The sequence below is a fragment of the Acidimicrobiales bacterium genome, from assembly GCA_035630295.1.
Classification (GTDB): domain Bacteria; phylum Actinomycetota; class Acidimicrobiia; order Acidimicrobiales; family Iamiaceae; genus Iamia.
This window is the reverse complement of sequence record DASQKY010000011.1, coordinates 1-21,056: the sequence shown is the minus strand read 5'-3', so window position 1 is coordinate 21,056 and position 21,056 is coordinate 1. Positions and strand designations below refer to the sequence as shown.

The following is a 21,056-nucleotide window of genomic DNA, read 5'->3' as shown; positions in this document are numbered from 1 at the left end:
CCAGCCGGGCCCCACCGGCCCGCCGCTCGATGCGCCCCAGGACCCCCATCACCCGCTCCAACGCGTGCCCCGGCACCCGCTCGGGCACCAGATCACCCGCCAGCCCCGCCAGCAGCACCTCCACCTCACCCAGCCGCGTCGACAGGTCCACTGGCGCAGCACTGGAGGTGGGGGAGTCGGACATCTTCACGGCATCCACCTTGCCCGAACACGCGTTCGATCAACCTGATCGACCAGAGAACCCGTGGTGCGGGTCCCCGCACAGGTCCGGGCCAGCCTGGCCGGCGGTCGAGACAGAGGCCGTGATCGCTCCGGGCCGTGCGGGCCGGGGTTCGGCCTCCTCCGGGGCCGCCGGCGGCGGGAGTCGTCAGTCGGGGACGCCGGGGGCGTCGGCGGCGCGCAGGCCGGCCCGGATGCGCTCGGCGGCGTCGTCCAGGGCGGCGGGGTCGGGGGAGGGATCCGCGGTGGACAGGTCGAGCTGGGCCAGGTCGGTGAAGGGGATGAGGTGCACGTGGGCGTGGGGGACCTCCTCGCCCACCACCAGGACGCCGACCTTGGTGGGGGAGAACACGTCCTGGAGGACCCGGCCGACCTGGCGGGCCACGTCCATGACGTGGGCCAGGAGGTCGGGGTCCAGGTCGACCCAGTGGTCGACCTCCTCGACCGGCACCACCAGCACGTGGCCCGGCGCGGTGGGGGCGATGGTCAGCAGGGCGACGCAGCGGTCGTCGCGCCAGACGAAGCGACCGGGCAGCTCGCCGGCGATGATGCGGCTGAAGATCGAGGCCATGGCCCGATGGTAGGACCGGCGCCGGCCTGCCCGGCGGGGTGGGTCCGGGGGGCGCCTCGGTCGGACCCCGCCGCCACCCCGTAGGCTCCGGGCCGTGTCGAGCGCCACGGCCCAGCCCGAGCCCACCGCGGCCGCCGACCCCCTGCCGGGCGAGGACCGCATCCTCACGCTCCCCAACGCCATCAGCGTGGTGCGCCTGTCGTGCCTGCCGGTCTTCCTTTGGCTCCTCTTCGGCCGGGACAACCGGGCCGCGGCCGCCGCCCTCCTGGGCATCCTGGGGGCCACCGACTTCGTCGACGGCTACATCGCCCGGCACTGGAACCAGGTGTCCACGGTGGGCAAGGTCCTCGACCCCGTGGCCGACCGCCTCCTCTTCTTCGTGGGGGGCCTGGCCATCGTGGTCGACGGCTCCATCCCGCCGTGGGTGGCGTGGCTGGTGCTGGGGCGGGAGCTGGCCGTCTCGGTGGCCACCGTGGGCCTGGCCGCCCTCGGGGGCACCCGCGTCGACGTGACGTGGTGGGGCAAGGCCGGGACGTTCTGCAACATGGTGGCCATCCCCATGTTCCTGGCCGCCGAGAGCACGGTGGGCTGGCGGGAGACGGCCTCGGTGGTGGCCTGGGGCTTCACCGCTCCCGGCCTGGTGCTCTCCTACGTGGCCCTGGGCCTCTACGTGCCCCTGGGCCTCCAGGCCCTGCGGGCGGGCCGGGCCGGGCGAGCGGCCGAGGCCGCGGCCGAGTCGGACGGGGCCGAGGGAACCGCCGCCGGCGGGGCCGCCCGGGCCCCGGCATCGGGCCGGTCGGGCGCCCGATAGGTTCGGGGCGGTGAAGGCCGTCATCATGGCCGGGGGCGAGGGATCGCGCCTCCGGCCCCTCACCTCCCACACGCCCAAGCCCATGCTCCCGCTGGCCAACCGGCCGATGATGGAGCACATCGTGGGCCTGCTCCGCGACCACGGCTTCACCGAGATCGTGGTGACGGTGGCCTTCCTGGCCAACCAGATCCGCACCTACTTCGGTGATGGGTCGGAGTTCGGGGTGGAGATCACCTACGCCACCGAGGAGCAGCCCCTGGGCACCGCGGGGTCGGTCCGCAACGCCATGGACGTCCTCGACGAGCGCTTCCTGGTCATCTCCGGCGACGTGCTCACCGACATCGACCTCAGCCGGATCGTGGCCGAGCACGAGGCCAAGGGGGCCATGGCCACCATCGGCCTGGTGGCGGTGGAGGACCCGCTGGAGTTCGGCATCGTCATCACCCGCGAGGACGGCTCCATCGAGCGGTTCCTGGAGAAGCCCACGTGGGGCCAGGTGTTCAGCGACACCATCAACACCGGGATCTTCGTGCTGGAGCCGGAGATCTTCGACCACATCGCCGCCGACCGGCCCGTCGACTTCTCGGGGGAGGTCTTCCCCGAGCTCCTGGCCCAGGGCCTGCCCATGGTGGGAGCGGTGTCCGAGGGCTACTGGGAGGACGTGGGCACGTTGGAGGCCTACGTCCGGGCCCACCGCGACGTCCTGGACGGCACGGTCAAGGTCGAGGTGCCCGGGTTCCACCTCCGCGACGGCGTGTGGCTGGGCGAGGGGGCCGAGGTCGACCCCACCGCCGAGATCGTGGGGGCGGCGGTGATCGGCCCGGGCTGCCGGGTGGGCGCCGGGGCCCGCATCGGGCCCTACGCCGTGCTGGGCCGCAACGCCCGGGTCAGGGCCGACGCCTCGGTCGAGCGCTCCGTCGTCTACGAGAACGTGTACCTGGGGGAGAGCTCGCGCCTGCGGGGCACGGTCGTCGGGCGCTCGAGCGAGATCCGGCGGGCCGCCCGCCTGGACGAGGGGTCGGTGCTGGGCGACCAGTGCTTCGTCGGCGACGAGGCCGTGGTCGGCGCCGGCGTCAAGGTGTACCCGTTCAAGACCATCGAGGCCCGGGCCACCGTCAACTCCTCGATCATCCTGGAGACCCGGGGGGCCCGCAGCCTGTTCGGTGGCTCGGCGGTGTCGGGCCTGGCCAACGTGGACATGACCCCGGAGCTGGCCACCCGCCTGGCCATGGCCTGGGCCAGCGCCCTGCCCAAGGGCAGCACCGTGGCCACCTCCCGCGACTCCAGCCGGGCCGCCCGCATGCTGAAGCGGGCCCTCATGTCGGGGCTCAACGCCGCCGGGATCAACGTGCTCGACCTGGAGGTGGCGTCGGTGCCGGTGACCCGGTTCGCGGTGCGCCAGCCCGTGGTGTCCGGGGGCGTGACGTTGCGCCTCGACGGCGAGGACCCCGACACGGTGTCCATCCGCTTCGTCGACCGGGCCGGGCTCGACATCTCCGAGGCGGCGCAGCGCAAGATCGAGCGGCAGCTCTCCCGGGAGGACTACCGCCGGGTGCCGGCCGAGGAGATCGGCGACATCGACTTCCCACCCCGGGTGCTGGAGCACTACACCAACGCCCTCGGCGCCACCGTCGACCTGGAGGTGGTGCGGGACGCCGGCTTCAAGATCGTCACCGACTACGGCTTCGGCTCCACCTCCTTCACCATGCCCACGGTGCTGGCCCAGCTCGGCGCCGACGTGCTGGCCGTCAACCCCTACGCCTCGACCCAGGCGTCCATCGGCTTCGATCGGGGCCGGGCCGCGGCGCACGCGGCTTCGCTGGTCACCGCGGCCGGCGCCCACGTGGGCGCGGTGCTGGACCCCGACGGCGAGCGCCTCACCCTGGTCGACGACGAGGGCCGGGTGCTGAGCGACGGGCAGGCCCTCATGGCCCTGGTCCGGCTGGTGGCCGGGAGCATCGACGGCGACACCATCGTGGTCCCGGTCACGGCCACGAGCCACCTGCAGGACCTGGTGGCCGGCACCGGGGCCACCATCAGGCAGGCCAAGACCTCGTCAGCCGCCCTCATGGCCGCCGCCGACGACAAGGACGTGGGCTTCGCCGGCAGCACCGACGGGGGCTACATCATCCCCGGCTTCCTGCCCGCCTTCGACGCCGCCGCCACGCTGGTGAAGCTGCTGGAGCTGCTGGCCCGCAACGACGTGCGCCTGTCGGCCGTGGTCGACGACCTGCCCCGCCCCCACATCGCCCACGAGGTGGTGGTCACGCCTTGGGAGCAGAAGGGCCTGGTCATGCGGTCGCTGGTCGAGCGCGCCGACCCGGAGCGCCTGGTCCTGGTGGACGGGGTCAAGGTCCTCCACGACGACGGCTGGGCCCTGGCCCTACCCGACCCGGCCGAGCCCCTGACCCACATCTGGGCCGAGGCGGGGCGGGAGGCCGACGCCCGGTCGCGGGCCCAGGAGTACGGTCGCCGACTACGGCAACTGGTCCGGTGAGCCTCCGCCGGAGCCACGCCGGGGCGTGGGGTAGGTTGCGAGCATGAACGTCCCGGAGGACTTGCGTTACACCAAGGATCACGAGTGGGTGCGAACCGACGGGACCCGCCTCCGCATCGGCATCACCGACTACGCCCAGGACGCGCTGGGCGACGTGGTGTTCGTCCAGGTGCCCGAGGTGGGCGTGGCGGTGGCCTCCGGCGACACCGTCAGCGAGGTGGAGTCGACCAAGTCGGTGTCGGAGATCTACGCCCCCCTGGCCGGCACCGTGGTCGAGGCCAACGCCGACCTGGCCGACACGCCCGAGCGGCTGAACGAGGACCCGTACGGCGAGGGCTGGATCTGCGTCATCGAGGTCGACGACGGCGCCCCCACCGACGCCCTGCTCGACCCGGCCGCCTACCGGAGCCTGATCGAGGAGTAGCCCGTGGCCGACCTCGAGTGCCAGCGCTGTGGCCACCACAACGCCCCGGATGCCAACTTCTGCTCGTCGTGCGGCGCCCCGTTGGAGGCCGACGTCCAGGACCGCCCCACCATCCAGCTCCAGCTGGAGTCGCCCGCCGGCAGCCCCGACGAGGTCAGCATCGACCTCGACGAGCTGCCCGGGGACGGCGTCCTGGTGGTCCGGGCCGGGCCCAACGCCGGGTCGACCTTCGCCATCGACAAGGACACCGTGACCGCCGGTCGCCACCCCGACAGCGACATCTTCCTCGACGACGTCACCGTGTCCCGCCGCCACGCCGAGGTGGTCCGGGCCGGCGGTGGCCGCCTGGTGGTCCGCGACGTGGGCTCGCTCAACGGCACCTACCTGAACCGGGAGCGCATCGAGGAGGGCGAGCTGGCCGACGGCGACGTGGTCCAGGTCGGGAAGTTCAAGCTGGTCTTCGTGGCCGGCGCCGAGGCCAACGGGTAAACCATGGCCACCACCCGCTCCACCGACCGGTCCCACCTCTCCATCGGAGAGGTCCTCAGCCTGCTGCAGGACGAGTTCCCCGACGTCACCATCTCCAAGATCCGCTTCCTGGAGAGCCAGGGGCTGCTCGACCCCGAGCGCACCCCCTCCGGGTACCGCAAGTTCTACGAGGGCGACGTGCGCCGGCTGCGGTGGATCCTGACCCAGCAGCGGGACAAGTTCCTGCCCCTGAAGGTCATCAAGGAGCGGCTGGAGGCCGGCATCGAGGGCGAGATGGCGGCGCCCGATCGCTCCGGCAACGGCGCCGCCGCCTCCGTGCCCGCGGCGGGGACCGCCCCGGCCGCCGAGCCGACCGCCGACCCGCCGGCCGCCGCCCCGGTCCCGGCCCCGTCGCCGGCGGCCGCCCCCGCCCCCTCAGCCGCCCCGCCGGTCGCCGCCGCGCCCGCCCCGGTGCCGGAGGGCCCGACCGAGCCCGCGGCGCTGCCCATCTGGATGGCCGACGCAGCCCGGGCCAAGGCCGACCGGGGCCGCTCGGGCCGGTCCGCCGACATCGGCGACGGCTCCGACCCGCTGGAGGCCGACGTCAGCTCCGTGAGCCTCACCACCGACGAGATGCTGGCCGCCAGCGGGCTCACCGCGGCCCAGCTGGCCTCGCTGGAGGACTACGGCCTCATCACCGGCCAGGCGGTGGGGGCCGACCTGTTCTACGACGGCGAGGACCTGGTCATCGCCCAGAAGTCCTGTGGCTTCCTGGCCCACGGGGTCGAGGCCCGCCACCTGCGCCTGTTCAAGACCACCGCCGAGCGGGAGGCGTCCCTGCTCGAGTCGCTGGTGCTGCCCCTGGTGAAGCAGCGCAACCCCGAGTCCCGCCGCCAGGCCCAGGACACCCTGGTGGAGCTGGCCGGCCTGGGCCAGGGGCTGCGCGCCGCCCTGCTGCGCGCCGCCCTGTCCGAGCACCTGCGCTAGCCGCCCACTCCCGGGCGACCTCGGCCGGTGCGAGTGCCCTCTCCCTCCCCGGCGATATCCTGCGGGGGTGATCGAGATGGACCTGGTGGGCGTGCGGGTGGAGCTGCCCTCCAACACGCCCATCGCGCTGCTGCGCGAGCGCACCGGCGAGCGCCGGGTCCTGCCCATCTTCATCGGGGGGCCGGAGGCCACGGCCATCGCCTTCGCCCTGGAGGAGGTCGTCACCCCCCGGCCCATGACCCATGACCTCGTCCGCAACCTGCTCGACGACCTGGGTGTCAGCATCGAGTCGGTCAGCGTGACCGAGCTGCGGGACCGCACGTTCTACGCCGAGATCGAGCTCCACGCCGCCGACGGCGTGCACCGGGTGTCGAGCCGGCCCTCGGACGCCATCGCCCTGGCCGTCCGGGTCGGGACCCCGATCTACGCCTCGGAGGAGGTCCTGGAGGAGGCCGGCTTCCCGGCCGAGGACGAGACCGAGGACGACGGCGAGCCCGAGGCCGAGGTGGTGGAGGAGTTCCGCCAGTTCATCGATTCGGTCAACCCGGAGGACTTCGCGTCCTGACCCGAACCCTTCGGGAACGACCCCGACGGGCGTTGACCCGGAGGGCGGGACGGGCGTAGGTTGGGCAGCCCACAGTGGCGTAACTACGCCCCTGTGATCCCTCACCCCGGAGGATCGTGCCCATGGACGGCTTCAGCGGCAAAGCGGCGGCCGAGATCGTGGGCATCACCTACCGGCAGCTCGACTACTGGGCCCGAACCAACCTGCTGCGCCCGTCGTTGGCCGACGCCCGGGGGAGCGGCTCCCGCCGCGAGTACAGCTACCGCGACCTGCTGGAGCTGAAGCTCATCAAGACCATGCTGGACTCCGGCATCAAGCTGGAGTCGGTGCGCGAGGCCTTCACCTACCTGCGCACCAACCTGGGTGAGGACGTGGCCTCGGCCCGCCTGGTCATCACCGGGTCCTCGGCCGTGCTGGTCCGCGACGACGCCGAGATGATCGAGGTGGTGAACGGCCTCCACGGCCAGGGGGTGCTGAACCTCAACCTGGTCACCCTGGACGGCCTCAAGGGCGAGCTCGACACCGCCGTGCACGAGCTGCGCCCGTCGGCCGCCCCGGCCGGCGAGGGCCCGGCCGCGGGCGGCACGGTGGCCGCCGCCCTCTGACCTGGACCACAAGCGTCCAGGGTGGACCGACCCGGCCCGGGGGGCCGGTACAGTCGCCCGCCGTGACCAGCCGCACCTCACCGCTCGACGCCGTCCACCGCTCGCTGGGGGCCCGCATGGTGCCCTTCGGCGGCTGGGACATGCCGGTCAGCTACCCGGACGGCACGCTGGCCGAGCACCGGGCCTGCCGGACCGGCGCGGTGGTGTTCGACGTCAGCCACCTGGGCACCGTCCGGGTCGAGGGGCCGGGGGCGCACCAGGCCATCCAGCGGGCCTTCACCAACGACCTGGGCCGCATCGGCCCGGGGCGGGCCCAGTACACGCACCTGCTGGACCCGGCCGACGCCTCGGTGCTGGACGACATCATCGTGTGGTGGGTCGACGACGAGCGCTTCGACGTCATGCCCAACGCCTCCAACACCGACCGGGTCACCGGGGCGCTGGGGGAGGGAGCCACCGACGTCACCGCCACCCGCGCCGTCCTGGCCGTGCAGGGCCCCGAGGCCCGCAGCCGGCTGGCCGCGGTGGCCCCCGAGGCCGCCGCCGTGCCCCGCTTCGGCGTCACCCGCTTCACCTGGGATGGGATCGCCTGCGTGGTGGCCGGCACCGGCTACACCGGTGAGGACGGCGTGGAGGTGGCGGTCCCGGCCGAGCACGCCCCGGCCCTGTGGGAGGCGTTGGTGGCCGCCGGCTGCACCCCGGCCGCCCTGGGGGCCCGCGACACCCTCCGCCTGGAGGCCGGCCTGCCCCTCCACGGCCACGAGCTGGGCCCCGGCATCACCCCCCTCCAGGCCGGCCTGGGCTGGGTGGTGCGGTGGGACAAGGGCGACTTCCCCGGGCGCGCCGCCCTGGCGGCCGAGAAGGAGCGGGGCGTGGCCCGCCGGCTCCGGGGCCTCACCGTCGAGGGCCGTCGACCTCCACGGGAGGGTCAGGCCGTCCTGATCGACGGTGAGACGGTGGGGGAGGTGACCAGCGGCAACTTCTCCCCGACGCTGGGCCACGGCATCGCCCTGGCCTTCCTGCCCCCCGCGGTCGACCCCGGCCTGGAGGTGGCCATCGACGTGCGGGGCGCCCCGGTGCCGGCCCGGGTGGTCCGGACCCCCTTCGTGTCCAAGCCCTGAGGGCGCGGGTCACAGTCAGGCCAGGTCCTCCACCGGGGGGCACGAGCAGACCAGGTGGCGGTCGCCGTGGCCGCCGTCGATGCGCCGCACCGGCGGCCAGTACTTGTCGGCCCGGCGCACCGCCCCCGGGAAGGCGGCCTCGGCCCGGGTGAAGGGGTGGTCCCAGGCCTCGGCCAGCACCGCCTCGGCCGTCCACGGGGCCCCCTGGAGCAGGCCAGGGTGGGTGTCGGCCTCGGCCCGGATGGCGATCATGGCGTCGCAGAAGCGATCCAGCTCGGCCCGGTCCTCGCTCTCGGTCGGCTCCACCATCAGGGTCCCGGCCACCGGGAAGCTCATGGTGGGGGCGTGGAACCCGTGGTCGACCAGGCGCTTGGCGATGTCGTCGACGGTGATGCCGGTGGCCCTGGTGAGGGGCCGGATGTCGAGGATGCACTCGTGGGCCACCAGCCCGTTGCGGCCCGAGTAGAGCACGGGGTAGTGCTCGGCCAGGCGCCGGGCCATGTAGTTGGCGTTGAGGATGGCCACCTGGGTGGCCCGCCGCAGGCCCTCGCCCCCCATCATGCGGACGTAGGCCCACGGGATGGGCAGGATGCCGGCCGAGCCCCAGGGGGCGGCCGACACCGGGCCGGGGCCGGTCTCCGCCGGCCCGCACTCGGGCACCAGCGGGTGGGTCGGGAGGTACGGGGCCAGGTGGGCGCCGACCGCCACCGGGCCCACTCCCGGGCCGCCGCCGCCGTGGGGGATGCAGAACGTCTTGTGCAGGTTGAGGTGGCTGACATCGGCGCCGAAGCGACCGGGCCGGGCCAGGCCGACCATGGCGTTGAGGTTGGCCCCGTCCAGGTACACCTGCCCGCCGGCGTCGTGCACGGCGGCGCAGATCTCGCCGATGGCCTCCTCGAAGACACCGTGGGTCGACGGGTAGGTCACCATCAGGGCGGCCACGGTCCCGGCGTGCTCGGCCACCTTGGCCCGCAGGTCGTCCAGGTCGACGTTGCCGTCGTCGTCGCACGCCACCACCACGACCCGCATGCCGGCCATCACCGCGCTGGCCGCGTTGGTGCCGTGGGCCGAGGACGGGATCAGGCACACGTCGCGGCCCTCGTCGCCCCGGGCCCGGTGGTAGGAGCGGATGGCCAGCAGGCCGGCCAGCTCACCCTGGCTGCCGGCGTTGGGCTGGAGCGACACCGCGGCGTAGCCGGTGATGGCCACCAGCCAGCGCTCCAGGTCGTCGATCAGCTCGGCGTAGCCCTGGACCTGGTCCCGGGGGGCGAAGGGGTGCACACCGGCGAAGCCGGGCCAGGTGATGGGCTCCATCTCGGCCGCGGCGTTGAGCTTCATGGTGCACGAGCCCAGGGGGATCATGGCCCGGTCCAGGGCGATGTCGCGGTCCGACAGGCGGCGCAGGTAGCGCAGCATGGCCGTCTCGGAGCGGTGGGCCGAGAACACCGGGTGGGTGCAGTAGGACGAGGTGCGGACCAGCGCGTCGGGCACGGCCGGGGCCTCGCCCAGGTCGTCGGCCAGGCGGGCCGCCTCGGCGGGGGCGCCGAAGGCGGCCAGCACCGCGTCCAGGTGGGCCAGGGTGGTGGTCTCGTCGCAGGTGGCGGCCACGTGGTCGCCGTCCACCCGCCGCAGGTTGACCCCGGCCGCGCCGGCCGCGGCCGTCACCGCGTCGGCCCGGCCCGGGACCCGGGCCAGCACCGTGTCGAACACCGTGTCGTGGACCACCTCGACCCCGGCGGCCCGCAGCCCCGCGTCCAGCACCCGGGCCGCCCGGTGGGTGCGCTCGGCGATGGCGGCCAGGCCGTCCGGGCCGTGGTAGGCGGCGTACGAGGAGGCGATCACGGCCAGCAGGACCTGGGCCGTGCAGATGTTGCTGGTGGCCTTCTCCCGGCGGATGTGCTGCTCCCGGGTCTGGAGGGCCAGGCGCAGGGCCGGGGCGCCGTCGGCGTCGACCGAGACGCCCACCAGGCGGCCGGGGAGCGAGCGCTGGAGGCCGTCGCGCACGGCCATGTAGCCGGCGTGGGGGCCGCCGAAGCCCATGGGCACGCCGAAGCGCTGGGCCGAGCCCACGGCCACGTCGGCGCCGATCTCGCCCGGGGGCCGCAGCAGGCACAGAGCCAGCGGGTCGGCGGCCACCACCACCAGGGCGCCCTGGTCGTGGGCCGCGGCCACCAGGGCCGCGTCGTCGCGCACCAGGCCGGTGCTGGTCGGGTACTGGACCAGAACGCCGAAGGCGTCGCCCTCGGGCAGGCCGGCGGACAGGTCGGCCTCGACCACGGCCAGGCCCAGGGGCTCGGCCCGGGTGCGCAGCACGGCCACCGTCTGGGGGTGGCAGTCGGCATCGACCACGAAGGCAGCCTCGGCCGGGGCCTTGGAGGCCCGCCGGGCCAGGGTCATGGCCTCGGCCGCGGCGGTGGCCTCGTCCAGCAGGGAGGCGTTGGCCAGGGCCAGCCCGGTCAGATCCGCGATGAGGGTCTGGAAGTTCAGCAGGGCCTCCAACCGACCCTGGGAGATCTCCGGCTGGTACGGCGTGTAGGCCGTGTACCAGGCCGGGTTCTCCAGGATGGAGCGGCGGATCACGGGGGGGGTGAGGGTGCCGTGGTAGCCGAGCCCGATCATGGACGTGGCCACCTGGTTGCGGCCGGCCAGGGCGGCCAGCTCGGCCTGGGCCTCGGCCTCGCCCACCGGCTCGGGCAGGTCCAGGGGGGCCACGTCGCGGATGCCGGCCGGCACCGCGTCGGCCACCATCTCGTCCAGCGAGCCGTAGCCCAGGGCGGCCAGCATGGCCGCCTGGTCGTCGTCGGTGGGCCCGATGTGGCGGGCCGCGAACGGCAGGCCGGAGCCCGGGGTGCTCAGGCGGGTGCGGTCGGACATGGGATCTCCGGAGGGGACGGCGGGGGAGCGGGGTGCGCTCCGGCTCGGCTGCCCTCCCCGCTGTCATCGGCACCTGAGAGGTTCACCGGCCCGGGGACCGGCTTGCACCGTCGGTGGGCCGGCGGACCGACCTCTTTCCAGCGTCGCCTCGCCCGTGCGGTCCTGGGGCCTGAGAGATTCCGGGAGGAGTTGCTCCTTCGGCGGCCCGACGTTGGGCCTCTCCCGCACGGGGTCGACAGCCCGGCCACGCTACCAGCCGACCCGGGCCGGGGGCCCGCCCCCCGGCCGGTTGCGTACCGGCCACTCAAGCCCCCGACCGCCGGGCGCCCCCATGATGGGTCCCGGCTCCCCATCCCGGGGCCGACGAGACGGAGGACGGCATGGAGATCAGACGGGCGATGGCGGCCGGAGCGGTGGGGCTGGCCCTGGTGGCCAGCGGCGTGGGCTGCAGCAAGGTGGCCGACACGGTGGCCGAGGAGGCGGTGGAGCGGAACTCGACCTGCAAGGACGTCGACATCGACTCCGGCGGGGGCGGCCTCTCCGGCAACTGCGACGACCAGGAGTTCGACCTCAACGCCGGCGGCGAGGCCGAGCTGCCCGACGCCTGGCCCGCCGACCTGGCCCTGCCCGAGGGGGCCAAGATCGTCCTGGCCACCGACCAGGCCGGGCAGATCACCGTCACCGCCGGCCTCGACGGCGAGCTGGGGGCGGTCACCGACGGGATCGTGGCCCAGCTGGAGGGGGCCGGCTACACCATCGAGGACGAGACCACGACCGACAACGGCGGCTCCGCCAGCGCCAGCGTCCGGGCCACCGGCCCCGACCACCAGGCCCTGGTGGCCGTCACCGACACGGCCAACGCCGTCGACGGCAACCTGACCATCATCTACACCTTGAGCGCGCCGACCACCACGACCACCACCGGTTGAGGCGCCCCGGGCCGGGGCGGCCTCAGTCGGCCAGGTCGGGCTCCTGGGCCTCGATCCAGTCGAACAGGGGCTGGGCGCTGAACCAGCCGGCCAGGTGCGAACCGATCTGCTCCCGGGTGGCGGCGGCCACCTCGGGGGCGATCTCGTTGGGCTCCCCGGCGGCCCGAGCCACCAGCTCCACCTCGCAGGTCCGCTCCATGGTCACGTACCAGAACAGGGCCTCGTCCACCGTCTCGCCCACGGTCAGGATGCCGTGGTTGGCCAGGATGGCCGCCTTGGCCCCACCCAGGGCGTGGGCGATGCGCTTGCCCTCGCTCACGTCGTCGACCACGCCGGTGTAGTCGTCGAAGCGGGTGTGGTCCTCGTAGAAGATGCACGAGTCCTGGGTCAGGGGGGCCAGCGTGCGGCCCAGGGTGGAGAAGGCCCGCCCGTAGCGGGAGTGGGAGTGCGCGGCGGCCACCACGTCGGGCCGGGCGGCGTGGATCTGGGAGTGGATGGCGAAGGCGGCCCGGTTGACCGGCCACGTCCCCTCGACCACCTCGCCCTGGTGGTCGACCAGGATCAGGTCCGAGACCCGGATGCGCTTGAAGCTCATGCCGAACGGGTTGACCCAGAAGTGGTCGGCCCGCTCGGGGTCGCGGGCGGTGATGTGGCCGGCCACGCCCTCGTCGAAGCCGAACCGCCCGAACAGGCGGAAGGCGCCGGCCAGGCGCCGCTTGCGGTGCTCCCGCTCCTCCTCCGGGGTGCGCTCCACGAAGGGGCTGGGCGGGACGAGATCGGTCATGGGGGAGCTCCTCGGCGGGGACCGGCGGGGCGGGGGGCCGGTGGGCGAACCCCACCCACGCTAGGCCGCCGACGGTCCGCCGTCACCGGCGGCGAGGCCGCCCGGACCGGCCCGTTTCCGGCCCGAGTGCTGGATCTCGGGCCCGAGCGGCCGATGGGACCTCGACCACCGCTCCCGGACCCCGGGAGCCCGACGACGGCCTCCACGGAGAAGACGACGGAATGGACCTGACGGGCCACGTGGACCTCCTGCTCGGCGCGCCGGGCCAGCCCGCCCCCACCTTCCCCCCCTCCCCGTGGCGCATGTGGGTCCTGTCCGGCCAGGGCCCGACCGATCCCACCGCGGTGGCCGGGCGGGTCCGCCCCTCACCGGTGGCCCCCCGGGCCGAGAAGGCCCTCCTGGCCGCGGTGGCCGCCGACGACGTCGACGCCCTGGGCCGCCTGGCCGCCCAGCCCGGCTCGGCCCAGGACGCGGCCCGCGTGCTCCACGCCGGGCGGGCCCTGGGCATCGACCCGGCCCTGGCCGCCGAGGTGCTGATCGCCGCCCTGTCGGCCCCGGCCGACCCGGGCGCCACCAAGCTCCTCCAGCGCCACTGGGCCGGGTTGCAGGTGGCCGTGGGCCTGGCCCCCGGCATCCCCGCCCTGGTGCCGGTGTCGCGCTCTGCGCTGGGGCTCCTGCTGGCCGAGCTGAGCGGCGCCCAGGGCCGGCCGGCCGACGCGGTGGCCGTCCTGCGCCAGCTGCCGCCCGAGCCGGCGGTGGTGCTGGCCCTGGCCGCCACCCTGCTCACCATGGGCGAGCACGCCCAGGCGCTGGACCTGACCACCCGCCTGGCCAACGTCGACGACGTCTCGGCCCTGGCCCTGGTGGCCCGCAGCGTGGCGGCCCGGACCGTGGGCGACGGCCCCGCCGCCCTCGACGCGGCCAGCGACGCCCTGGCCGTCCCCACCCGCAGCCTGGCCGTCCTGGCCGCGGCCCTGGAGGAACGGGCCCAGGTGTACACCCTGGCCGGGGAGGAGCCCGCGGCCCGGGCCGACCTGGACGCCCTGGCCGAGCTGGCCGCCGGCACCGTCCCCACCATCCCGGAGCCCACGCCGGTGGCGGCCCGGGACGGCGGACCCGACCACGGGGAGCCAGGCCTGGGCCGGGCCCGGGACCGCGTCCGCCGCCGGATCATGGGCGTGGGCGCGCCCGGCACCTTCGGGGGCCGGCACCACAGCACCTACCGCGACGAGATCGCCGAGATGTTCGCCCTGGGCCGGGCCGACGCCGCCGAGGCGCTGCTGCTGGGCCTGCTCGACGCGGTCGAGGACGAGGTGGCGGAGACGGGCGGGGAGCTCGACCCCACCTTCTTCCTGACCCTGGTCGACCTGTACCAGGACAGCGGCCGCGCTGAGGACCTGCGCGCCCTGCGCGAGCGCTTCGAGGCGGCCCGGGCCCGGGCCGCCCACCCGCAGGCCGCTGCCGACCCCGCCCGGGCGGGGGAGGAGCGGCCCGTCCCCGCCCCCTTCGACACGCCGCCCCCCACCGACGCCGACGCCGTGTCCATCGACGGCCACCCGGTCGACGTGGGCGCCGCGGTGGAGCACCTCCTGGTCTCGGTGGGCGTGGCCCCGGGCCGCCGAGCGCCGCCCGCGCCCGCTCCCCCCGGCTCGGGCCGGGCCCGGCTCCCGGCCCCCTCCGCTCCCCCGCCCATGACGGAGCCTGTCACGTCTCCGGTGTCGAGCGGGACCGCACCGGGCCCACCGGCCGAGGCCGAGCCAGCGAGCGCGACGCCGGGACAGGCCACGCCGGCCGACGAGGCGCCCGACCCGCAGGTGCCGACCGACGGGCCGGAGGCGGACGCGCCCGCGGCCGAGCCCCGGACGCCCGCCGGGGACGGTTCGGACGGGGCCGCGCCCCGGGAGCCGGCCAGCGAACCCGACACCACCACCGGCCAGGAGGGGAGCGCCGAGGGCGGCTCGCCACCGGCCCGCCCGATGACCGCGGTGGAGCGGGCCGTGCGGGGCCCCCGGGTCCGCTCCCTCTGACCGGCGGCACCGACCCGCCCGCCGTCCACCCCCGGCCCTGCCCGACACGGTAGTTTCGTCACGTGACGGAACCCGGAGGAGCGGAGGGCGCGGGGGATCGGGCGATGGTGGGCCGGGCCGACCCCGACCGGCGGTGCCGGTGGTGCGGGCGCCGCCTCCCGCCCGCCGCCGGACCGGGGCGGCCCCGGCGGTTCTGCCGACAGGGGTGCCGCCAGCAGGCCCACATGGCCGGGAAGCTGGCCGCGGCCCACGGCCTGGGCGACGACGATGTGATCATCGGCCGCCAGGCCCTGGAGGACCTCCAGGGCGCGCTGTACTGCCTGCACGCCGCGGTGGAGGACGTCGACACCGACCTGGCCGCCGCCGGCGACGACCCGGCCGAGGTGCGCCAAGCCCTGGACTGGCTGCTCGAGAACGCCCGCCCGCTGGTGCGGACGTGGATCGAGCCCCGCACCGACCTCACCGGCCGGCCCTCCTCATAACTTGACATAACGATGATTATGGGCGGTCTGGCCGGAGTGGCCCGGCCGGGCCCCGATGGCCACCGCAGCCCGCGGGGCCGGCCACCGGGGCCCGCCACCGGATCGGCTGCGGACTGTGACCGGGGCGGGGAGTACGGTGGCCGCCCTATGGCCCGCCGGATCGAGATCGAGCTGACGAGCACCCGCGACGACGGGTCCTGGACGTGGCGCGCCGCTGGGGCCCGCCAACCCAAGGGGGTGGTGGCCTCGGGCGTCCTCCCCGGCGCGCCCTCGGTCGGTGACGTGCTCCGGGTCGAGGTGGAGATCGGCCTCGACGGCACCGAGATCACCGCCGTCCTCCCCGGCAAGGGGCCCCGGGCCGAGCCCGAGCGCCTGGAGCTGGTGCGCCGCGACCTGCGGGACGAGGACCTGGTCACCAGCAAGCTGGTGGGCAAGCGGGGCGGCCGTGACCGCGACCGCGACCGGGACGGCGACCGCCGGGGTGGCCGGGGCCGGAGCGGCCCCGGGGGTCCCGGCGGGCGCGACGGGCGACCCGGTGGTGACCGGGGCCGGAGCGGTGGCGACAGCCGGCCCGACAGCAGCGACGGCCGGCCCGGTGGGCGCCCGGCCAGCGACCGCAGCGCCCGGCACCCCCGTGACGGCGCCGGCCGGGGCGACGCCGGCCCCCGCGACACCGGGCGCCCGGACCGCCCCCGCCGCCGTCCCGACGACGCCAAGCCCCGCCCCAAGCGGCTGCGCCCCCAGCGCGCCCACCGGCGGGCCGTGCTCGACACGCTGGAGGCCCACGAGCGCCCCATCGCCGAGGAGGTCCTGCGGGGTGGCATGGCCGCCGTCCGCCAGGCCGTGGAGAAGCAGAACACGCAGGCCCGGGCCGAGGGTCGCCCCGAGGTCGACGCGGCCCACATCGAGGGCCTGGCCGAGCGCCTGCTCCCCCGCCTGCGGGCCGCCGACTGGCGGGACCGGGCCGAGGCGGCCCTGGCCGACCTGGCCGAGCTCGACCTGCGCGACCTGCGCACCGTGGTGGCGGCGGCCGAGTCGGCCGCCCGCGACGACGAGGCCAAGGCCCTGGCCGTCCAGCTCCGCGAGGGGCTGGAGCGCCGGGTCGAGGCCGACCAGGCCGCCTGGCTGGCCGAGATGGCCCAGCTCCTGGGCGAGGGTCGCGTGGTCCGGGCCCTGCGGGTCAGCTCCCGCCCCCCCAAGGCTGGCTCCCCCCTCCCCCCCGACCTGGCCGCCCGCATGGTCGAGGCGGCCAGCGCCTCGCTCACCTCGGACACGCTCACCGAGCGGTGGGCCACCGTGCTCGACGCCCTGGCCCTCTCCCCCGTCCACGCCAAGGTGGCCCCGGCCTCGGTCCCCGAGGCCCCGTCCGACGAGCTGAAGGCGGTGGTCGCCGCGGCCGGCGCCCACGCCCCGTTGGTGGCCCAGGCCCTCGGGGTCGAGCCCGCCCCGGCCAAGGGACGCCGTCCCGGCCGTCGCGGCCCGGTCAAGGGCGGCCCCGGAAGCGGCGGCGCCCGCCCGGTCCCCCCTCCCCCGCCGGCCCCGGCCCCCAGGGCCCAGGAGCCGACCACCGAGCCGGCCGTCGCACCGGAGGCGCAGGCCCCCCCGGCCGTGTCCGAGGAGCCGGGGGCGGCCACGGACCAGGCCGCCGCGCCTGCCTCCCCGGGACCGGAGGTCGCCGAGCCCGCGGCCGAGGCGCCCGAGGCCGTGCCGGCGGAGGTCCCCGCCGCTGCTCCTGCGCCGGCCGAGGACGGGCCGGTCGACGAGGCTCCGGCGGAGCCCCAGCCGGACTCCGCCCCGGTGGCCGAGGACCCCGCTCCCGAGCCCCCGTCCGCCCCCGGCACCGCCGAGGAGCCCGGCCCGGCCGAGGAGGAGGAGCCAGCCGGTCCCGACGTCGAGACGCCCGGACCCCCGGCCACGCCCGACGCGCCCGCCCCCGACCTGCCTCCCGAGGCCGACCCGGCCGACGCGGCCGGGGCCGAGGACACCCCGGTGGAGCCGGCGGTGCCCGTCGAGGACGGCCGCGACGAGGAGGACCGGGGCTCCCAGCCGGCCAGCGAGTAGCGCCGGCCGCGCCCGGTGGGCGTGCCCCGGCGAACTTGACCGAGCGGTCCAGATGCGGGCGCCGGTCATCTAGGGTCCCGGGCCATGGTTGAGTACGAGCTGGACGGCCACGTCGCCGTCATCACGATCAAGCGCCCGGAAGCCCGCAACGCGGTCAACACCGCGGTCGCCCAGGGCCTGGAGGCGGCCATCGACCGCCTGGAGGAGGACGGCGAGGCCTGGGTCGGGATCATCACCGGCGGCCAGACCGAGAAGGGCTGGATCTTCTGCGCCGGGGCCGACCTCAAGCAGATGGCCACCGATCCCGGGGGCATGTCCACCAAGCGGGGCGGCTTCGGCGGCTTCGTCCAGCGTGAGCGCACCAAGCCCGTGATCGCCGCCGTCGACGGCCCCGCCCTCGCTGGAGGCACCGAGATCGTGCTGGCCTGCGACATGGTCGTGGCGTCGAAGACGGCCGTCTTCGGCATCCCCGAGGTCAAGCGCAACCTGGTCGCCGCGGCCGGCGGGCTGTTCCGCCTCCCCCGCAAGATCCCCCGCAACATCGCCATGGAGCTGGCCCTCACCGGCCGTCTCGACTTCCCGGCCGAGCAGGCCCACCACTACGGCCTGGTCAACCACCTGGCCGAGGAGGGCCACGCCCTCGAGCGGGCCCAGGCGCTGGCCGCCCAGGTCTGCACCGCCGCCCCGCTGGCCGTGGCCGAGAGCCGCAAGATCGTCATCGAGGCCACCGACCAGCCCGACGAGGTCGGCTGGAAGATGTCGGGCGAGGGCATCATGAAGATGTTCGGCACCGAGGACTTCGGCGAGGGCCTCACCGCCTTCGCCGAGAAGCGCGACCCCGTCTGGAAGGGCAAGTAGCCCCAGAAGGGCAGGTCGCCCTAGGCGATCGTCGGGATGATGCCGTGCTCGTGGAGGAGCTCGGCCAGACCCGGCACCAGGACCTGCTCGGCCACGTCGCCGAGCGGCACCCAGCGGGCGTCGCGGGCGTCGTCGCCGGCGACGGGCTCGCCCCGGTCCATCAGGTGGACGCGGTGGACGAGCACGACGAAGTGGCCCAGCTCGCCGATGTCCTCGCGCGCCGCCAGGAGCTCGCCGCAGGCGCCCTCGAGACCGGTCTCCTCGAACAGCTCGCGGGTCATGGCCTCGGCCAGCGTCTCGCCCTCCTCGACGTGGCCGCCCGGGAGGGCCCAGAGGTCGGCGTAGGGCTCGGTGCCCCGCTGGACGAGGAGGAGGTCGTCGGCGTCGGTGACGACCGCAGAGACGCCGAGGACGGGCAGCGGGCGGGTCATGCCGGGTCCTCGGCCGGGGCCGTGCGCAGATCCTTGTGGACGAGGATGGCCCGGGCGGTGAGGCCGAAGCGCTCGAAGTAGTTCTTGCTGTTCCGCATGCCCGGCAGCACCAGGGCGTCGATGCCCCGGCAGTCGTGGGCGCGGGCCCAGGCGATCAGCTCCTCCATCAGCGCCCCGCCCAGGTTGACGGCCCGGAAACCGGGCTCGACGTAGACGTCGCTGACCACGGCGATGGACGTGCCGTCGCCGAGCTGCTCGCGGTGGGCGGCGGCGTAGGCGGCGGGGGCGCCGGCGTAGAGCCCGATCAGCACGACGCCGGCGTCGCTGGCGGCCTCGGTGAGGTCGGCGACGAGGGTGGCCGGCAGCGGGTCGGGGCGGCCGTGGAGGAGCTGCCACATGGGCCCGCCCCGCTCCTCGCCCAGCTCGGTGCGCGCCAGCTCGGCGAGGCGGACCAGCTCGGGGAGGTCGTCCTCGGTGGCGACCCGCACCTCCTCCACGGGGGTGCTATCCGGCCTGGAGCTGGGCGATGCGGTTGAGGATCGTCTTGCGGCCCCGACCGGCGGCCTCGTAGGCCCGGACGGCCTCGAGCTCGTCGGCCCCGAGGGCCCGGAGCCGGGGCACGACCTGGCTGGCGGCCAGGCTGTCGTAGTCGGGGATGGCCAGGTCCGACGGGTCGGCCGGGGCGGTGTCGACGGCGGGCTCGGGGACCAGCTCGACGACGGGGGCCGGAGCCGGATCGGCGTCGGCCGTCGGGGTGGTCGACGTCGAGGCGGACGACCCGGATGACGTCGACGAGGACGGCCGGGGCACCAGGCCCAGATCGGCCAGCACCGTCTCGACCTGCTCCTGGACCGGTCCCAGCCGCTTGCTCGCCTCGACCTGGCCCTGCTGGACGGCGAACTGGCCGACCATCTTGGCCATCGTCACCTGGTTCTTGCCCCGCTCGACGAACTTGGGGAGCAGGCCCCGGGCCTCGAGGGCAAACCCCAGGGGGGCGTACACCAGCAGGTCCAACGCGGCCTCGACCGACGGCTTCCGATCCTCGCTCACGTCACCATCCTCCCGTCTGCCGGCGTCTCAGACGCAATCGAGGCAGTACTGGAGATCGGCGTCGGCGAGCTGGCTGGGGGGCTTGACGAGGAAGCACGACTGACAGGTGAACTCGCCGGGGCGCTTGGGCTGGACGCGGCCGCCGGGCTCGGCCGGCGTGGTGTCGACGACGGGGGTGTCCTCGTCGTCGTCATCGTCGTCGTCGTTGGCCGCGATCCGATCCTTGAGGATCTGGTCGAGATCCTCCTCGACGTCGTCGGGATCGGGCTCGTCCTCGTCCTCCTCGTCGTCCTCGCTGTCGGCCTTGGCCTTGCCCTTGGTGACGACCGCGGCGGGCTCGGCCTCGACGACGGCCTCGTCCTCGTCGTCCTCGTCGGCGAGGACGTCGTCGATGACGACGTCGGCGTCGACCACCAGGTCGTCCTCCTCGTCGATGTCCTCCTCGTCGATGTCGACCTCGTCCTCGTCGAGCTCGTCGGAGTCGATGTCGACGTCGTCGTCGGCGGTCGGGTCTTCGTCAGCCATGGGGTCCTTCGGCAGCCTTGCGGGTTGGGCGATCGCGGCGGATCATAGGCCGCGCCCCGCCCGTTGCAACGCACCCGGGGCCGGGTGCGACGTGGCGTCCGTCATGCGCGGGCGCCCGGCCCCTCGCTAGCCGTCGGCGACGGTGGTCGTCGAGCCCGGATCGGTCTCGTCCGTGGGCGCCGCCGGATCGGCCTCCGCCCCGTCCTCCAGGTTCGATGCGTCGAGCTGGCTGCCGGCCGGGGCGTCGAGCACCTCGACGGTGCGGACCTTCCACTCCCCCTCGACCTCGACCATCCCGAGCTCGACCCGCAGGGTGTCGGTGATGGGCTGGGGGCTGAGGTTGTTGGCGATGGTCTGGTCGGCGGTGAAGAACACGACGCCGGTGTCGCCGCTGAAGCTCTGGACGTAGATGTCGCGGATCTCGCTGCGGCTGGTGGCCTGGGCCTCGCGCAGCTGCGACCGGATCTCCTCGTCGTAGAAGCGATCGGCCTCCTCGGCGAAGTCGCCCGTGGCGAAGTCGACGATCCGGTCGAAGTCGGCGTCGATGGTGCCGGCGTCGAAGTTGGTCAGCGCGATGGCGAACTCGCGCCCGGCGTCTCGCATGGCGACCACCTCGGGGGCGAGGCCGTCCTCGGTCACGGCGCGGGCATCTGCGCTGCGCCAGGCCAGCCCGAAGCCGATGGTGCCGAGGACGCCCAGGACGGCCAGGACCTTCCAGACGGTGCCGGCCGAGGGGGTGGGCCGGGCGACGGCCCGGGAGCGCCGCG

22 protein-coding genes and 1 riboswitch are annotated in these 21,056 nt (G+C 75.2%); of the genes, 13 read left to right on the top strand and 9 right to left on the bottom strand.

Annotated elements, in window-relative coordinates; genetic code table 11:
• Window positions 1-190 (bottom strand): hypothetical protein (locus VEW93_03080; GenBank protein ID HYI60770.1); only part of this gene is annotated, 190 nt, incomplete at its 3' end.
• A gap of 177 nt (window positions 191-367) precedes the next feature.
• Entirely contained in the window at window positions 368-790 is a 423-nt protein-coding gene (locus tag VEW93_03075) for an HIT family protein (protein ID HYI60769.1), read from the bottom strand.
• 94 nt (window positions 791-884) lie between these two features.
• Here VEW93_03075 and VEW93_03070 point away from each other — a divergent pair, with 94 nt between their 5' ends.
• From VEW93_03070 to gcvT, 8 genes are all read left to right on the top strand, one after another.
• The gene (locus tag VEW93_03070; protein ID HYI60768.1) at window positions 885-1,601 is read left to right on the top strand and encodes a CDP-alcohol phosphatidyltransferase family protein; all 717 of its coding nucleotides are present in this window, start codon (window positions 885-887) and stop codon (window positions 1,599-1,601) included.
• A 10-nt stretch (window positions 1,602-1,611) separates the two neighbouring features.
• Entirely contained in the window at window positions 1,612-4,098 is a 2,487-nt protein-coding gene (locus VEW93_03065) for a sugar phosphate nucleotidyltransferase (protein HYI60767.1), read from the top strand.
• A 43-nt stretch (window positions 4,099-4,141) separates the two neighbouring features.
• Window positions 4,142-4,522 carry a glycine cleavage system protein GcvH gene (gene gcvH, locus VEW93_03060; protein ID HYI60766.1) on the top strand — a complete coding sequence of 127 codons (381 nt, stop codon included), beginning with the start codon at window positions 4,142-4,144 and terminating at the stop codon, window positions 4,520-4,522.
• Window positions 4,523-4,525: 3 nt separating this feature from the next.
• A complete protein-coding gene (locus VEW93_03055) occupies window positions 4,526-5,011 on the top strand; it encodes an FHA domain-containing protein (GenBank protein ID HYI60765.1) in 486 nt (161 codons plus the stop codon).
• Between the two features lie 3 nt (window positions 5,012-5,014).
• A complete protein-coding gene (locus VEW93_03050; GenBank protein HYI60764.1) occupies window positions 5,015-5,977 on the top strand; it encodes a MerR family transcriptional regulator in 963 nt (320 codons plus the stop codon).
• Window positions 5,978-6,053: 76 nt separating this feature from the next.
• Window positions 6,054-6,542: a bifunctional nuclease family protein gene (locus VEW93_03045; GenBank protein ID HYI60763.1), complete on the top strand. Its 489-nt coding sequence runs from the start codon at window positions 6,054-6,056 to the stop codon at window positions 6,540-6,542.
• Between the two features lie 122 nt (window positions 6,543-6,664).
• Window positions 6,665-7,147 (top strand): MerR family transcriptional regulator, encoded by a 483-nt coding sequence (locus VEW93_03040; GenBank protein ID HYI60762.1) that lies wholly within the window; start codon window positions 6,665-6,667, stop codon window positions 7,145-7,147.
• Between the two features lie 62 nt (window positions 7,148-7,209).
• Window positions 7,210-8,268 (top strand): glycine cleavage system aminomethyltransferase GcvT, encoded by a 1,059-nt coding sequence (gcvT, locus tag VEW93_03035; GenBank protein HYI60761.1) that lies wholly within the window; start codon window positions 7,210-7,212, stop codon window positions 8,266-8,268.
• Window positions 8,269-8,283: 15 nt separating this feature from the next.
• Here gcvT and gcvP read toward each other — a convergent pair whose 3' ends face one another.
• The gene (gene gcvP / locus VEW93_03030) at window positions 8,284-11,142 is read right to left on the bottom strand and encodes an aminomethyl-transferring glycine dehydrogenase (protein ID HYI60760.1); all 2,859 of its coding nucleotides are present in this window, start codon (window positions 11,140-11,142) and stop codon (window positions 8,284-8,286) included.
• Between the two features lie 147 nt (window positions 11,143-11,289).
• A riboswitch (glycine riboswitch) is annotated at window positions 11,290-11,377 on the bottom strand.
• A gap of 145 nt (window positions 11,378-11,522) precedes the next feature.
• On the opposite strand from gcvP, the gene VEW93_03025 reads away from it, so the two are divergent.
• Window positions 11,523-12,071, top strand: a complete 549-nt coding sequence (locus VEW93_03025; protein HYI60759.1) for a hypothetical protein — start codon at window positions 11,523-11,525, stop codon at window positions 12,069-12,071.
• Between the two features lie 22 nt (window positions 12,072-12,093).
• Here VEW93_03025 and VEW93_03020 read toward each other — a convergent pair whose 3' ends face one another.
• Complete coding sequence (locus VEW93_03020; protein HYI60758.1) at window positions 12,094-12,855, bottom strand: class II aldolase/adducin family protein; 762 nt, start codon at window positions 12,853-12,855, stop codon at window positions 12,094-12,096.
• Between the two features lie 221 nt (window positions 12,856-13,076).
• On the opposite strand from VEW93_03020, the gene VEW93_03015 reads away from it, so the two are divergent.
• The 4 genes from VEW93_03015 to VEW93_03000 all read left to right on the top strand — a co-directional run bounded on the left by VEW93_03015 (window position 13,077) and on the right by VEW93_03000 (window position 18,283).
• The gene (locus VEW93_03015; protein HYI60757.1) at window positions 13,077-14,882 is read left to right on the top strand and encodes a hypothetical protein; all 1,806 of its coding nucleotides are present in this window, start codon (window positions 13,077-13,079) and stop codon (window positions 14,880-14,882) included.
• Window positions 14,883-15,106: 224 nt separating this feature from the next.
• Window positions 15,107-15,364, top strand: coding sequence for a hypothetical protein (locus VEW93_03010; protein ID HYI60756.1), 258 nt, complete (start codon window positions 15,107-15,109; stop codon window positions 15,362-15,364).
• Window positions 15,365-15,511: 147 nt separating this feature from the next.
• A complete protein-coding gene (locus VEW93_03005) occupies window positions 15,512-17,425 on the top strand; it encodes a hypothetical protein (GenBank protein HYI60755.1) in 1,914 nt (637 codons plus the stop codon).
• 84 nt (window positions 17,426-17,509) lie between these two features.
• On the top strand, window positions 17,510-18,283 hold the full coding sequence (locus tag VEW93_03000; protein HYI60754.1) for a crotonase/enoyl-CoA hydratase family protein: 774 nt from the start codon (window positions 17,510-17,512) through the stop codon (window positions 18,281-18,283).
• Between the two features lie 20 nt (window positions 18,284-18,303).
• Here the strand turns inward: VEW93_03000 and VEW93_02995 are convergent, their stop codons facing one another.
• From VEW93_02995 to VEW93_02975, 5 genes are all read right to left on the bottom strand, one after another.
• On the bottom strand, window positions 18,304-18,714 hold the full coding sequence (locus VEW93_02995; protein ID HYI60753.1) for an NUDIX domain-containing protein: 411 nt from the start codon (window positions 18,712-18,714) through the stop codon (window positions 18,304-18,306).
• Window positions 18,711-19,211, bottom strand: coding sequence for a GNAT family N-acetyltransferase (locus tag VEW93_02990; protein HYI60752.1), 501 nt, complete (start codon window positions 19,209-19,211; stop codon window positions 18,711-18,713). The genes VEW93_02995 and VEW93_02990 overlap by 4 nt, the downstream gene beginning before the upstream one ends.
• A 7-nt stretch (window positions 19,212-19,218) precedes the next feature.
• Window positions 19,219-19,764: a hypothetical protein gene (locus VEW93_02985; protein HYI60751.1), complete on the bottom strand. Its 546-nt coding sequence runs from the start codon at window positions 19,762-19,764 to the stop codon at window positions 19,219-19,221.
• A 27-nt stretch (window positions 19,765-19,791) separates the two neighbouring features.
• On the bottom strand, window positions 19,792-20,289 hold the full coding sequence (locus VEW93_02980; protein ID HYI60750.1) for a DUF4193 family protein: 498 nt from the start codon (window positions 20,287-20,289) through the stop codon (window positions 19,792-19,794).
• A gap of 126 nt (window positions 20,290-20,415) precedes the next feature.
• The coding region (locus VEW93_02975) for a hypothetical protein (GenBank protein HYI60749.1) at window positions 20,416-21,056 on the bottom strand (641 nt) is incomplete at its 5' end.

What these genes read in the sequence shown, in the direction of transcription:
- VEW93_03075 (HYI60769.1), bottom strand. Translation starts at nt 790, where the DNA reads ATGGCCTCGATCTTCAGCCGCATCATCGCCGGCGAGCTGCCCGGTCGC.
- gcvH (HYI60766.1), top strand. Translation starts at nt 4,142, where the DNA reads ATGAACGTCCCGGAGGACTTGCGTTACACCAAGGATCACGAGTGGGTG.
- VEW93_03050 (HYI60764.1), top strand. Translation starts at nt 5,015, where the DNA reads ATGGCCACCACCCGCTCCACCGACCGGTCCCACCTCTCCATCGGAGAG.
- VEW93_03045 (HYI60763.1), top strand. Translation starts at nt 6,054, where the DNA reads ATGGACCTGGTGGGCGTGCGGGTGGAGCTGCCCTCCAACACGCCCATC.
- VEW93_03040 (HYI60762.1), top strand. Translation starts at nt 6,665, where the DNA reads ATGGACGGCTTCAGCGGCAAAGCGGCGGCCGAGATCGTGGGCATCACC.
- gcvP (HYI60760.1), bottom strand. Translation starts at nt 11,142, where the DNA reads ATGTCCGACCGCACCCGCCTGAGCACCCCGGGCTCCGGCCTGCCGTTC.
- VEW93_03025 (HYI60759.1), top strand. Translation starts at nt 11,523, where the DNA reads ATGGAGATCAGACGGGCGATGGCGGCCGGAGCGGTGGGGCTGGCCCTG.
- VEW93_03020 (HYI60758.1), bottom strand. Translation starts at nt 12,855, where the DNA reads ATGACCGATCTCGTCCCGCCCAGCCCCTTCGTGGAGCGCACCCCGGAG.
- VEW93_03015 (HYI60757.1), top strand. Translation starts at nt 13,077, where the DNA reads ATGGACCTGACGGGCCACGTGGACCTCCTGCTCGGCGCGCCGGGCCAG.
- VEW93_03010 (HYI60756.1), top strand. Translation starts at nt 15,107, where the DNA reads ATGGCCGGGAAGCTGGCCGCGGCCCACGGCCTGGGCGACGACGATGTG.
- VEW93_03005 (HYI60755.1), top strand. Translation starts at nt 15,512, where the DNA reads ATGGCCCGCCGGATCGAGATCGAGCTGACGAGCACCCGCGACGACGGG.
- VEW93_03000 (HYI60754.1), top strand. Translation starts at nt 17,510, where the DNA reads ATGGTTGAGTACGAGCTGGACGGCCACGTCGCCGTCATCACGATCAAG.
- VEW93_02995 (HYI60753.1), bottom strand. Translation starts at nt 18,714, where the DNA reads ATGACCCGCCCGCTGCCCGTCCTCGGCGTCTCTGCGGTCGTCACCGAC.
- VEW93_02980 (HYI60750.1), bottom strand. Translation starts at nt 20,289, where the DNA reads ATGGCTGACGAAGACCCGACCGCCGACGACGACGTCGACATCGACTCC.